Annotated in this window: 9 protein-coding genes and 1 pseudogene; 4 read left to right on the top strand and 6 right to left on the bottom strand. The window is 66.6% G+C overall.

What is annotated here, in order from left to right; genetic code table 11:
• Positions 1-123: 123 nt before the first annotated feature.
• Positions 124-2,599: pseudogene (locus ACSQ76_RS09450) on the bottom strand (penicillin acylase family protein).
• Between ACSQ76_RS09450 and ACSQ76_RS09445 the strand changes: the two are divergent.
• The 3 genes from ACSQ76_RS09445 to ACSQ76_RS09435 all read left to right on the top strand — a co-directional run bounded on the left by ACSQ76_RS09445 (position 2,591) and on the right by ACSQ76_RS09435 (position 5,475).
• Positions 2,591-3,580 carry an NAD(P)-dependent oxidoreductase gene (locus tag ACSQ76_RS09445; RefSeq protein ID WP_437156379.1) on the top strand — a complete coding sequence of 330 codons (990 nt, stop codon included), beginning with the start codon at positions 2,591-2,593 and terminating at the stop codon, positions 3,578-3,580. The pseudogene ACSQ76_RS09450 and the gene ACSQ76_RS09445 overlap by 9 nt on opposite strands.
• 68 nt (positions 3,581-3,648) lie before the next feature.
• Positions 3,649-4,533: an MBL fold metallo-hydrolase gene (locus ACSQ76_RS09440; protein ID WP_437156378.1), complete on the top strand. Its 885-nt coding sequence runs from the start codon at positions 3,649-3,651 to the stop codon at positions 4,531-4,533.
• A 36-nt stretch (positions 4,534-4,569) separates the two neighbouring features.
• Entirely contained in the window at positions 4,570-5,475 is a 906-nt protein-coding gene (locus tag ACSQ76_RS09435) for an MBL fold metallo-hydrolase (protein ID WP_437156377.1), read from the top strand.
• Between the two features lie 29 nt (positions 5,476-5,504).
• On the opposite strand, the gene ACSQ76_RS09430 is transcribed toward ACSQ76_RS09435, so the two are convergent.
• The 4 genes from ACSQ76_RS09430 to ACSQ76_RS09415 form a co-directional block, all read right to left on the bottom strand.
• Positions 5,505-7,523 (bottom strand): hypothetical protein, encoded by a 2,019-nt coding sequence (locus ACSQ76_RS09430; RefSeq protein ID WP_437156376.1) that lies wholly within the window; start codon positions 7,521-7,523, stop codon positions 5,505-5,507.
• Positions 7,524-7,820: 297 nt separating this feature from the next.
• Positions 7,821-8,486, bottom strand: coding sequence for an alpha/beta hydrolase (locus tag ACSQ76_RS09425; RefSeq protein ID WP_437156375.1), 666 nt, complete (start codon positions 8,484-8,486; stop codon positions 7,821-7,823).
• Positions 8,483-9,127 (bottom strand): DNA-3-methyladenine glycosylase family protein, encoded by a 645-nt coding sequence (locus tag ACSQ76_RS09420; protein WP_437156374.1) that lies wholly within the window; start codon positions 9,125-9,127, stop codon positions 8,483-8,485. Before ACSQ76_RS09420 ends, ACSQ76_RS09425 begins: the two co-directional genes overlap by 4 nt.
• On the bottom strand, positions 9,109-9,933 hold the full coding sequence (locus ACSQ76_RS09415; protein WP_437156373.1) for a cobalt-precorrin-6A reductase: 825 nt from the start codon (positions 9,931-9,933) through the stop codon (positions 9,109-9,111). The genes ACSQ76_RS09420 and ACSQ76_RS09415 overlap by 19 nt, the downstream gene beginning before the upstream one ends.
• A 137-nt stretch (positions 9,934-10,070) precedes the next feature.
• Here ACSQ76_RS09415 and ACSQ76_RS09410 point away from each other — a divergent pair, with 137 nt between their 5' ends.
• Positions 10,071-11,291 (top strand): MFS transporter, encoded by a 1,221-nt coding sequence (locus tag ACSQ76_RS09410; protein WP_437156372.1) that lies wholly within the window; start codon positions 10,071-10,073, stop codon positions 11,289-11,291.
• An 86-nt stretch (positions 11,292-11,377) separates the two neighbouring features.
• Here ACSQ76_RS09410 and ACSQ76_RS09405 read toward each other — a convergent pair whose 3' ends face one another.
• Positions 11,378-12,148, bottom strand: a complete 771-nt coding sequence (locus ACSQ76_RS09405; RefSeq protein ID WP_437156371.1) for a squalene/phytoene synthase family protein — start codon at positions 12,146-12,148, stop codon at positions 11,378-11,380.
• Positions 12,149-12,153 lie beyond the last annotated feature (5 nt).

Below are 12,153 nucleotides of genomic sequence, written 5' to 3'. Positions count from 1 at the left end.
TGTTCCTGTCAGGCGTCCCGAATGAACGGACCGGACGGTCGTGGCCAGAATTCGTTAAAATTCTGGAGCCGGAAAATGCGCATTTTCCGGGCCATTTTCTGCGCAGAAAATGCCGCCCCCACCTCAGGGCGCGGCGGGGGTCAGGCGGGTGATTCCGACCGACGCGGCGCGGGCGAGATCGGCATCGAGCGACATCGGGATGTATTCGCCCCGACGCCAGAGCTGGGCCATGTCGTCGTAGTGCCGGCTGAGGAAGTGGCCGGACTGCCCGGTCGCGGTGATGAACACGCTGCTGTCGGGGTCGGCGAAATCGTAGACCCCGCGATAACCCGCGCCGTGCACGTTCTGGAACGGGTCGGGGCCCTGCCCGCGCGTGCGGCCGCGCAGAAGCGTGTTGTCGCCACCCGAGGTGGATTGGCGGATGTTGACGAAATAGCGCAGCAGCGGCACCTCGCCCAGGACCTGGTGATCGTGGGTGGCCTGGTGCGCGTCGCCCCAGCGCAAGCTTTCGAGCGCGCTGCCATAGCGCTCGTCGATCCAGATGAGGGCCGCGTCGAGAGAGATGCGGGCGAGGTCCGAGCAGGTTTCCTGAACCGTGGACTGGCGGATGTCGCACCAAGCGGACGCGCCGTCGATGTCACGGTACACGCGCTCGATGAACACCGGGTCGGGATGGGTGAACTCGTCGGCCAGCGGGCCGAGGTCGTCAACGATCAGGCGGCGTTGCAGTTCGCGCAGCCACGCGGCGTAGATGAGCGGCTCGGGCAAGTGCTCGTTCATCTCCCCGTTCCATTCGGACAGCAGGTTCAGCGCGCGCTGGCGCTGGCGTTCCGGCGTGCCGTCGGGCGCGGCTTCGCCGGTGAACCACAGGTCCTTGCCGATGAGCGGCAGAAGCGAGCGGGCGGTAAAGCTGACGGTGTCGAGTTGTGCTTCGATGAAGCTGTCGCGGGTATGCACCTCGCGGTTCTGCATCAGGCGGCGCCAGCGAAAGACGCGCTGCGTGTCGCCCCACTTGTAGCTGACGTGGTTGGGGAACGGGCGGTCCACGGTCTTGTTGTTGGTGTTGCCCAGGATGCCGCCCGCCGAGGCCTTGAACTCGGGGTTGGCGGAGTAGGCCAGCGTCCCCTGCCAGCGGTTCTTTTCCTCCCACCCGCGCGAGGGGTAGCGGCCGCGGGTTTCATGCTCGGCGTCACGGCGGGGCATGGCGCCGATGGTCTTCATCGCGATGGTGGTCTGATCGACCAGCGTGAGGTTCTGTGAGGGGGCGATGTAGCCCTCGCCCGCCGCAATCGCCTCGTCCACCGAGGCGGCGCGCATCAGGGTCATGGCCGAGGACAGTGTTGTGTCGCTGTCGGAAAGCGCCGTCCAGCCGAGCGACGCGACATGGCCCGGGGCGCGTCACGTCGGCCAGGTTGTAATGCGAGCCGGGCAGCACGGGGCCGTTTTCCGTCCAACGCAGGGTCAGAGTGATGGGAGCCTGGTCCGCGATGCGGATGATGGTGCTTTCTGTGCGGAAGGGCTTGTAGCCCTCGGGCGTTAGGTATTCCTGCGGGTTGTCGGGGTTCAGGCGTTCGATGAAGAGGTCCTGATCGTCGAGGTATGACGACGTGACGCCCCAGCCCAGATCGGCGCTCCGGCCGGCCATGACGATGGGCACGCCGGGGATGGTCGCACCTATGACGCCGCCCGTCTGCAATTCCAGCCGGGCGAGATACCAGATGGCGGGGGCGGTGAGGCCAAGGTGGGGATCGTTGGCAAGAAGCGTGCCGCCCGAAGCCGAGCGCTTGGGCGCGGCGGCCCAGGCGTTGGAGGCGCCGGCGAAAGCGCGCTTCTTGAAGGGTGAAAGCGGGTGTTCCGGGATGCCGGGGCCTGTGGAGCGAGCGAACCGGGTGCCTTCGGGAAAGAGGCTGGCGTATTCAGGCAGCGCGGCGATGCCGGTGCCGGGTGCAAGCGGCATGATGTCGTCCAAGCGGTCGGGATCGTCCAGTTCGAGGGCGGCGTGAGCGTAGAGCACTTCCTCTTCCAGATGCGCGGACAGCTGCACCGCCATGAGCTTGACGATGGCGATGGAATCGGCGGGGGTCCATGGCGCCACGGGGTTGTTGAACACGAACATCTCGGGCGCGCCGCGACCCAGGGCGGAGGAGTTGATTTCCTTCAGACGCGCGTTGACCCCGGCGGAATAGGCGCGCAGGGCGGCGAGCGTCTGGGTGTCCTGCGCCTCGACCGACCGCTGGGCCAGCGAGTAGAGGCCGAAGCGGCGCAGGATCTTGTCGATCTCGACGGTGCGGGGGCCGAACACCTCGGACAGGCGCCCCTGCACGGTGCGGCGCAACATTACCATCTGCCACAGCCGGTCCTGCGCGTGGGCATATCCGAGGCCATAGAACGTGTCGGGGTCGTTGGTGCCGAAAATATGCGGCACGTTGGCGTTGTCGCGCACGATCTCGACCGGCTCCAGGATGCCGATGACCTCGAGCTCCTTTGAATAGTCCGGCAGCGAGCGCGACAGCAGGAAATAGACGCCCAGCAGCGCGATCAGGCCGAGCAGGATCATCCCGCCCGCGATCCGCACCAGCCATTTGAACACTTGCGCCATGCCCCACCCACGTTAGGTTGCCATTCCGGTGGGGATAGTCACAAATCCCGGCTTAGACAATGGGGCCGCCGATCACAAAAGCGGTCCGACGGCACGAGGGAGAACACGATGACGAAGCTGGCATTTCTGGGACTGGGCGTGATGGGGTATCCGATGGCGGGGCACCTGGCATCGGCGGGCCATGAGGTTTGCGTTTACAACCGGACGGCGGCCAAGGCCGAGGCCTGGGTGAAGGAGCATGGCGGCCGCCACGCGCCCACCCCGCGCGAGGCCGCGGAGGGGGCGGAGTGCGTGATGTCCTGCGTGGGCAATGACGACGATCTGCGGTCGGTCTGCCTGGGCGATGATGGCGCGTTTGCCGGCATGGCGAAAGGCGCGACCTTTGTCGACCACACGACGGTGTCGGCGCAGGTGACCGAAGAGCTTTACGCGGCTGCCAAAGAGGGCGGGATCGGCTATGTCGACGCGCCGATTTCGGGCGGTCAGGCGGGGGCCGAGAACGGACAACTGTCGATCATGTGCGGCGGTGACGAAGATGTGTATGCCAAGGCCGAGCCGGTTATGGAAACCTATGCCAAGCTCTGCCGCCGGATCGGCGAGAGCGGCGCGGGCCAGATGACGAAGATGTGCAACCAGATCGCCATTGCCGGGCTGGTGCAGGGCCTGTCCGAGGCGCTGCATTTCGCCGAGAAGGCGGGGCTGGACGGGCGCGCGGTGGTCGAGGTGATCAGTCAGGGGGCCGCGGGCAGCTGGCAGATGGCGAACCGCTACGAGACGATGCTGGACGACCAGTTCGAGCATGGCTTTGCCGTGGACTGGATGCGCAAGGATCTGGGCATCTGCCTGAAGACCGGGGACGAGAACGGCGCGTCCCTGCCGGTGACGGCGCTGGTGGACCAGTATTACAAGGATGTGCAAAAGATGGGCGGCGGACGGTGGGACACGTCGAGCCTGATCAAGCGGCTGCGCAAGCTGGGGTGAGTTGCGAGGCGGGGCCGGCGAGATTGCAGCTGCTGCCGGGAGGCACAGAGAGGTAGAGGAGGCGTGAGATGACCGACTATCCGGTGAACATGGGCGTGACGCCGCAGGTGCAGGGCTTTTTCGACGAAGCCACCAACACGATCAGCTATATCGTGAAGGACCCCGCCAGCGACGCCTGCGCGGTCATCGACAGCGTGATGGACATAGATTACGCTGCGGGTCGGATCACCTATGACCATGCCGACGCATTGATCCGGCAGATCGAGGACCAGGGCCTGCGGCTGGAGTGGATCATAGAGACGCATGTCCACGCAGACCACCTGTCCGCCGCGCCCTATATCCAGGAAAAGCTGGGCGGCAGGATCGGGATCGGGTCGAAGATCATGGTCGTGCAGGACACGTTCGGCAAGGTGTTCAACGAAGGCACCGAGTTTCAGCGCGACGGGTCGCAGTTCGATGCGCTGTTCGAGGATGGCGACACCTATCGCGTGGGCGAGATGGCGTGTTTCGCCATGTACACGCCGGGCCATACGCCGGCCTGCATGGTGCATGTGATGGGCGACGCGGCTTTCGTCGGCGATACGCTTTTCATGCCCGACGGCGGCTCGGCCCGGGCGGATTTTCCGGGCGGCGACGCCGGGCAGCTGTATGACAGTATCCAGAAGGTGCTGGCCCTGCCCGACGCGATGCGTTTGTTCATGTGTCATGATTACGGCCCCAACGGGCGCGACATCGCGTGGGAGACCAGCGTGGGCGACGAGAAGGCGCACAACATCCACGTGGGGGGCGGCAAGACGCGGGATGAATTCGTCAAGTTCCGCACCGAGCGGGACGCGACGCTGGCCATGCCCAGGCTGATCATCCCGTCGCTGCAGGTGAACATGCGGGCCGGCAAGGTGCCGACGGACAAGGACGGGAACCCGGTGCTGAAGGTGCCTGTTAACGGGTTGTAAGTCACCGCGGATTTCAATCGCATTCGGAGGGGTCACATGAGCGACGACATCCTAAGCAAGATATCGGCGTCGAACGGCGCGGGAAGCCCCGAGGTGATCGGGTTTTATGACGAAGATACAGGCAGTTGCCAGTATATCTGCATCTGCCCCGAGACGCGGCACGCGGCGCTGATCGACGTGGTGCAGACACTGGACCCGAAGTCGTTTGCCACCGGGTTCGCCCCGGCGCAATGGGCGCTTGAGACCATCGCGGAGCGCGGGCTGGAACTGGAATGGATCCTCGACACCCATCCGCATGCCGATCACCTGATGGCGGGGGCGTGGCTGAAGGAGCAGACCGGCGCGCCCACGGGGATCGGTGAAAAGGTGCGCGATATCGCGGCGCTGTGGCGGGACTATTACAACGCGCCGCACGCCTTTCCGGTCGATCCGCATTTCGACCGGCTTTTTGCCGATGGCGACACGTTCAAGATCGGCAATTTGGACGTGAAGGTGATGTTGTCACCGGGCCATACGCTGGGGTCCGTGACCTATGTGGTGGGCGACGCGATCTTTGCCCATGACACGTTGATGATGCCGGATGCCGGCACCTCGCGCTGCGATTTTCCCGGCGGGACGGCGGCGGAGCTTTATGACAGCATCATGCGGATTTTGGACCATCCGGACGCGTTTCGCGTTTTCATCGGACACGATTACGGCACCGACAGTCGCGACGAGCCTGCCTGGGAAAGCACGGTGGGCCAGCAAAAGCGCGAAAACATCCATCTGAAGGACGGGGCGAGCAAGGCCGAGTACGTGGTGCGGCGCGAGGAGCGGGATGCAACGCTGGCGCTGCCCGACCGGATGCTGGCAGCGTTGCAGGTCAACCTGCGCGGCGGGCGGCTGCCCGAGCCGGAGGAAGACGGAAAGAGCTATCTCAAGATCCCGGTGAACAAGTTCTAGCGACCCGGGCGCGTGGGTTTTCACCCACCCTACGCGGCGCGGATGCCCGCGGCATACCGGTCGATTGCGGCTCGGATGTCCTGCGTCTCGGGCCATTGCGCGACGTCTTCGCCGTAGCGGTCGAGAAGCGCGGAATACTCCGATTGAAGCGTGGCGAGGCGGGATTTGTGGGTATCGAGATCGGGGGCCCTGCGCCAGCTTGTTTCGACGCGGCCACGCAGAAACCACAGGCGCGGCGTGCGGTAGATGTGGCGGTTGGTGTAGATGCCCGGCAGGTGCGCCTCCTCGCCGATCTCGGCGATGAGGGCCTCGGCGGTGGCCTCGGCTTCGGCGTCGCGGTTCAGCGCCCAGAGGGTTTCGGCAAGGCGGGCGCGGTTGAAGACCGTGTTGATCGCGTTGGCGATGCAGAGCTCAATGACGGGCAGCATGGCGGCGTGGTGCATCAGCCGGTTCACCTCGGCGTCGACCTGTCCCTTGACGAGGAAGGCGTCGAGCAGTGTGGCCAGCTGTTCGCGTACGGCAGCGTCGGGTTCGGCGGCGAAGTGGTCCTGCACGGCGGGCAGGATATCCTTGAAGAAATGCGCGGTCTTGCTGGTCGACAGAAGCGCGCCGTGCAGGGTGCTGATGACGTCGATACGGTCACGTATGTCCGGCGCATCGAGCCAGCCATCGGCGACGATCCGGCGCGCGACGGCAAGGTTGGTGGTGGAGCCGAAGTGATGATGCGCGGGACGGTAGTGCAGCGCAGGCATGAGGTCGCGCGGCAGGTCGGCGAGGTGTTGCAGGGCATCCTCGGTCAAGGCGTGGTGATCACGCGCGAGACAGAGCGTGAAATGGGCCAGCGTCCGGGCCGCATCGGTATGGCCGGCCTGCCAAAGTCGGGCGATCAGGGCGTGGAAACCCGCGCTGTGCGCCTTGATCAGTTGCGTATGGGCGTCGGTGCTGCGCGGAAGCATCGTGCCGAGCGGCGGATAGGGCAGAAAGGCCGCGGGGCGCCCAGTGGTGTGCGCCCAGAGATGACACCCCAGCGTGTACCACGCGGTCGCGGGCTGGCTGAGCGTGGAGCCGTCCGCGAGGTCGAGCGCGATCTGGCCGTGGGTGGTGAGCCGGGCCGTGAAATCCGGCACGTCCGGCGCCGGGGGCGTGTTTTCCTGCATGTGCAAGAGCGCCTTGCCGACCCGGCTGACAAGAGGCGGGTAATGCGCAAAGAGCGTGGCCATGGTGGTGAAGAGATCGCGCAGGATCTGCGTCAGGTCGGCGCGTCCGGTCGCGGGGCGTGCGGTGGCGAGCGTGCGGGTCATGTCCGCCGCGCCGTGAAAAGCGACGCGGTCGCCGTGATGCAGAAGGACACCGTCAGCACCGGTATCGTCGCGCAGGTGATATCGGTCGACATAGGCGAGGTCACTGGCAGGCGCGTCCAACAGCCGGGCGCCGACCCAGGCACGGGTGCCATCGGTCAGCATCGAAGCGCCGCAGACCCGGACCGCATCGGGGGACGCATCGGACAGGCGCAGGCCCCGGTACCAGACGCGCGACACATCGCGGAAATAGGGCGCGCGCCAGGGCAGCGTATCGTCATAGCCCAAGGGTGCCAGCGTGTCGAAATCCGCACCGTCGAGGCGGGCCCAGGCGTCAGGGCCGGTCGTCAGGGACATCCAGACCCCTGCCCCGTCGGTCAGTGCGACATGGGGCATGTTCACCTCGTTTTCGTCAAACCAGCGCAGGCGCAGGCCGGGCCCGCAGAGGTCAATGCCGTCGGGGGGCGGCACCTTGTGAGTGGTGAAATAAAGCTGCGTGCCGTCGGTGGCGTAGACATGGCCGAGCGGATGCAGGTCCGCAGGTCCCCTGCCCTTGGTCAGTCGCATGCGTTTGTCGCGGAAATAGCCGGTGGTGGCGTCCCGGCCATGAAGGGGGCCGAGGGCGGTGAAGCTGTCGGCATCAGCGGATTTGATCGGCTTCAGCTTGCGGGCCGTGACCAGGTAGATCGTGTCGGCGTCGCGCACGTAGGTTTGGGACAGGATATCAAGTTTCGTGGTGTCGAGTTCCATGCACTGACCGCAAGCGCGCCTCAAAACGGGTTGGCCCGCGTGGCGTCCGTTACAAGGCTGACGACCACGGGGGGATGTATGGACCGCATTGTTAACCGTATGGTCCTGCTGGCGACAGGGGGATCTTTGCCTGGACCTTGGCCGCGCCCGCGGTGACGCGGGGCAATTCGCGGTGCCGGGGGGATTATACCGGCCCGGGCCTCAGCATGTGGTGGCGACAGGGGCGCCCGGCGAGTGACCGGGGCGCGCGTGGGTTTTCACCCACCCTACGCGTGGGGACGCGAAACCGCGTTTGGTTCAGAGGCTGAGCTTGTCGCGCATGAAGGCGAGCGCGACCGACAGGCCATCGGGCGCAATACCGTGGGCGGTGCCTTTCATGACGTGGGCGTAGACCTCTTTCCAGCCGGCGGATTGCAGCGCTTCGGCGGCCTCGGGAAGGGATTGGGGCGGCACAACGTCGTCGGCGTCGCCATGGACCAGCAGCACGGGCGGGCGGCTCACCACCTCGTCGGCCAGAAGCTCGGGTTGCAGCAGGCGGCCGGAAAAGCCGACGATGCCAGCGATCTCGTCCTCGCGGCGGGGCGCGACGTGCAGGGCCATCATCGTGCCCTGGGAAAAGCCGAAGAGAACGACCTGTTCGGGCAGTACGTCCTCGTCCACCATGAGCGCGTCGAGAAAGGCGTCGAGGTCTTTCGCGGCGGCCTGCAGCCCGCGATGGGCCTCTTCCTCGCTAGAGCCGTCGATCCACGGTATCGGGAACCACTGGTGGCCCATGGGCATCATCGGGATCGTCTCGGGCGCGTCGGGAGCGACGAAAAGCGTGTCGGGCAGGTGTTCGGCCAGGGGATCGGCGAGACCCAGGAGGTCGGCCCCGTTGGCGCCGTACCCGTGCAGGAAGACGACGACGGAGCGGGTCGTGCCCGAAATGGGTTCCTTGCGGCCGGCCTGAAGTACGCGGGTCATCTGATGCCTTCCCTTTGTTTCGCCACACGGTAGTAGGCCCAGAGCTGGCGGGCTGCAACCGATCTCCATGGGCTCCAGGCGATGGCCATGTCGCGCAGGGCGCGGTCCCGGGGGCGTGCGGGCAGATCGTAGAGGAGGCGGGCGGCCTCTTGCAGGGCGAGGTCGCCGGGGGCGAAGACATCCGCCCGGCCCAGCGAGAACATGGCGTAGATCTCGGCCGTCCAGGTGCCGATGCCGGGAACTTGCGTGAGGGTGGCGATGACCTCGTCGGTGGGAGCATCGCGGAGCGCCCTGAAGTTTATACCTGCGTCCGAGAGCGCACGGGCATAGCGGATTTTCTGGCGGCTGAGGCCCGCGGCGCGCAGGTCGTCGTCGGAGGCCCACATGATCTTGCGCGGACCGGTGAGCTGGGCGGCCTTCAAGCGGGCCAATATGGCGGTGGCGGAAGCGGTGGAAACCTGCTGACTGACGATGGCCGAGAGAAGCTCGGCGAAGCCGTCGCGTCGGCGGCGCAGGGGCAGCGGGCCGGTCTGCTGATAGGCATGGGCCATGCGGGGGCAGAGCGCGGTGAGGTGCGCTACGCCCTCGGCGACGTCCGCATGGGTTTCGATGATCCGCTCGGTCACAGGGCGCGGACCCATGCAAGCGCCTCGTCCGCGGATTCGGCGCGGGGGGCGTCGGGCTGCGGGGGGCGGTTGACGAGGGCCACGCGGATGCCAAGACGGCGGGCGGCGTCAAGCTTGGTGCGGGGCGTGGCGCCGCCGGCGTTCTTGGCGATGAGCCAGTCGATGCCGAGCGATTTGAAAAGGTCGTATTCGTGCTGCTCCGAAAAGGGTGGGTCGCCGGGCAGGAAACGGCCGTTGGGGAAGGGAAAGGGCGTGTCGGGCACGTTGATCTGACGGCTGATGACGGTGCAGGCCGAGAGGTTGGCGAAGCGTTGGAGCGTCTGGCGGCCGGTGGCGAGAAAGACGGTGGATCCCGGGGCGATGTGGCTGGCCGCCTCTTCCTCGTGATCGATCAAGATCCAGTCGTCGCCCGGCCCCGGCGTCCAGGGTGGGCGCAGGACCTGGCAATAGGGTATGCCGAGGTCGGCACAGACCCGGGCGGTGCGTTGCGAGATGCGGGCGGCGAAGGGGTGCGTTGCGTCGAGCACGGCGGTGATGGCCTGATCGTTCAGATAGGTGCGAAACGCGGCCTCGCCCCCGAAGCCGCCGCTGCGCGTGGGGATGGCCAGTGGCGCGGGCGCGCGGGAGGCGCCGGCCAGCGAGGCCACCGCCACGATGCCGCTCGCATGCAATTGGGCGGCGATGGTCTTGGCCTCGCCCGTGCCGGCCAGCAGGAGGAGCGTCACGAAGGTGGCCTTTGCGGTGAGAAGAGCGGTCTTGCGGGCATGGTCGGGCGGACTATAGGCGGGCAAGCCTGCCGCGCCAATGGGCCAATTTCGCATTGCGCTGCGCGCAATACGACCGATGCGAGGGGCGCTGCCCCTCGCGCACCCCGGGATATTTTTGGCCAGAGGAAAAGCATGCCGCGGTGGCGATTTGGGGTCTTGTGGGCTTCCCGAGAGGGGTCTAGCAAGGCGGCATGAGTGAGACCGTCCTGCCCTATGACGACGACCGCCGCGCGAAGCGGAATGTGACCGTTCTGGTGCTGGCGCAAGCGGTGCTGGGCGCGCAGATGGCGATGATCTTCGTCGTGGGCGGGCTGGCCGGGCAGAGCCTTGCCAGCAACGTGTGTTTCGCCACGCTGCCGATTTCGCTGATCGTGCTGGGGTCGATGATTTCGGCCAATCCGCTGTCGATGGTGATGCAGCGGTTCGGGCGCAAGGCCGGGTTCCTGATCGGGGCCATGGGGGGTGCCGCGGGGGCGGCGGTTGCGGGCTATGGTCTCTATCTTGCGTCCTTTCCGGTGTACTTGGCGGGAAGTTTCCTGACCGGCATCTACATGTCGGCGCAGGGCTTCTATCGCTTCGCCGCCGCCGACACGGCGAGCGACGCGTTCCGGCCCAAGGCGATTTCCTACGTCCTGGCGGGCGGGCTGGCGAGCGCGATTATCGGCCCGCAACTGGTGAAGGTGACGAGCCAGGCGATGGTGGTCCCGTTCCTGGGCACGTACCTGGCGGTGATCGCGATCAACCTGTTGGGTGCGTTGCTGTTCTTTTTCCTGGATATCCCCAAGCCGCCGCCGCCGGCCCCCGACAGCCCCAGGGGACGCACGCGGTGGGAACTGCTGACCACGCCGCGGATTGCCGTGGCGGTGATCTGCGCGATGGTGTCCTACGCGCTGATGAACCTGGTGATGACCTCGACCCCGCTGGCGGTGGTGGGCTGCGGGTTCACCGAAGCCAGCGCCGCCGACATCGTCACCGGCCATGTGCTGGCGATGTTCGCGCCGTCCTTCTTCACCGGGCATCTGATTGCGCGGTTCGGGGTGGAGAGGATCGTTGGAGCGGGCCTGGTGATCCTGGCCGCGGCCGGCGTCGTGGCGCTGCAAGGCGTCGAGATCGAGAACTTCTTCATCGCGCTGATCCTGCTGGGGCTGGGATGGAATTTCGGCTTTATCGGGGCCACGACCATGCTGGCGGGCGCCCATGACGCACATGAGCGCGGCCGGATGCAGGGGATGAACGACCTTCTGGTGTTCGGTGGCGTGACACTGGCCTCGCTGGCCTCGGGCGGGTTGATGAACTGCTCGGGCAGCACGGCGCAGGCCGGGTGGACGGCGGTGAACCTGGCGATGGTGCCGCTGCTGACGCTGGCGGGCGGGGCGTTGATCTGGCTGGTGATGCGGCCGAAGGCGGCCTGACCTTTTTCTTGCCGAAAATACTCCGGGGAGTTTGAGGGGCAGGGCCCCTCATTCCACCGGATAGAGCGCGCCGCAGGCGCTCCCGTTTACCAGCGTCCGGTCAGGGCCCGGCGCATCAGCCCTAGGCGGGAGCGGAAGGGCGGCGGGGTCAGGCGGTTTTCCGAGACGGCGGCGGGGTCGCGGCGGGCTTTTTTCAGGACCGCATCGGTCTGCCAGAGGGCCAGCATGGCCGGACGAACTTCGGGCGCAAGGCGCGTGCGGCGGGCCTCGGCCAGGTCTGTCAGCGCATCGTCGGCCAGGGCGCGGATGGCGGTATGGGTGCCTTCGACCAGCGGGATGCGGCCCTGGCGTTCGAGTTCCGGCACGGCGCGCAACCAATTGGCGACGCCCTGGGCGTAGCCTGCCTTGAGGATCGGTGCTTCGGGCGCGTTGCCGAGGGCGCGTACGGCGGCCAGCAGCAGCAGGCCGGAGGTGTTGGTCAGGTGGGTGCGGAAGACGCTCATGTCCTCGAACGGGTCGCGGTAGATGTCCCAGCGGCGGGCCTCGACCAGCGTGTCGAGGCGCCCGGCCAGGTCGGACGTCAACACCGCGGCGAGCGGCGTGGCGACCTCGTGACGGCGCACCTCGGTGCCCGTGCGGATTTCCTCCAGCACGTCGCGCCACCATTGCAGACGCATCTCGGCGATCATGGATTCCTGCGTCACCCACGGGGCGCGAGAGACTTCGACATTGAACGCGTAAAGCGGAAAGAGCTTTTCGCGCGCGGGCACGGGGGCGGCCATGGTCGCGGCGAAACGTTCGGGGTCGCCACGCTGCACAAGGCCCGCGCAGGCCATGATGTCGGGGTCGAGTGCCATGGCGG

The organism is Roseovarius sp. B08 (assembly GCF_051417955.1).
Classification (GTDB): Bacteria; Pseudomonadota; Alphaproteobacteria; order Rhodobacterales; family Rhodobacteraceae; genus Roseovarius.
Note: the sequence above shows the minus strand (reverse complement) of the source record. Positions and strands in the feature narration are given on the sequence as shown.

Excerpts from the sequence above, each read along its gene's own strand:
- ACSQ76_RS09405 (WP_437156371.1), bottom strand. The coding sequence starts at position 12,148 with ATGGCACTCGACCCCGACATCATGGCCTGCGCGGGCCTTGTGCAGCGT.
- ACSQ76_RS09410 (WP_437156372.1), top strand. The coding sequence starts at position 10,071 with ATGAGTGAGACCGTCCTGCCCTATGACGACGACCGCCGCGCGAAGCGG.
- ACSQ76_RS09430 (WP_437156376.1), bottom strand. The coding sequence starts at position 7,523 with ATGGAACTCGACACCACGAAACTTGATATCCTGTCCCAAACCTACGTG.
- ACSQ76_RS09420 (WP_437156374.1), bottom strand. The coding sequence starts at position 9,127 with ATGGGTCCGCGCCCTGTGACCGAGCGGATCATCGAAACCCATGCGGAC.
- ACSQ76_RS09440 (WP_437156378.1), top strand. The coding sequence starts at position 3,649 with ATGACCGACTATCCGGTGAACATGGGCGTGACGCCGCAGGTGCAGGGC.
- ACSQ76_RS09425 (WP_437156375.1), bottom strand. The coding sequence starts at position 8,486 with ATGACCCGCGTACTTCAGGCCGGCCGCAAGGAACCCATTTCGGGCACG.
- ACSQ76_RS09435 (WP_437156377.1), top strand. The coding sequence starts at position 4,570 with ATGAGCGACGACATCCTAAGCAAGATATCGGCGTCGAACGGCGCGGGA.
- ACSQ76_RS09415 (WP_437156373.1), bottom strand. The coding sequence starts at position 9,933 with ATGCGAAATTGGCCCATTGGCGCGGCAGGCTTGCCCGCCTATAGTCCG.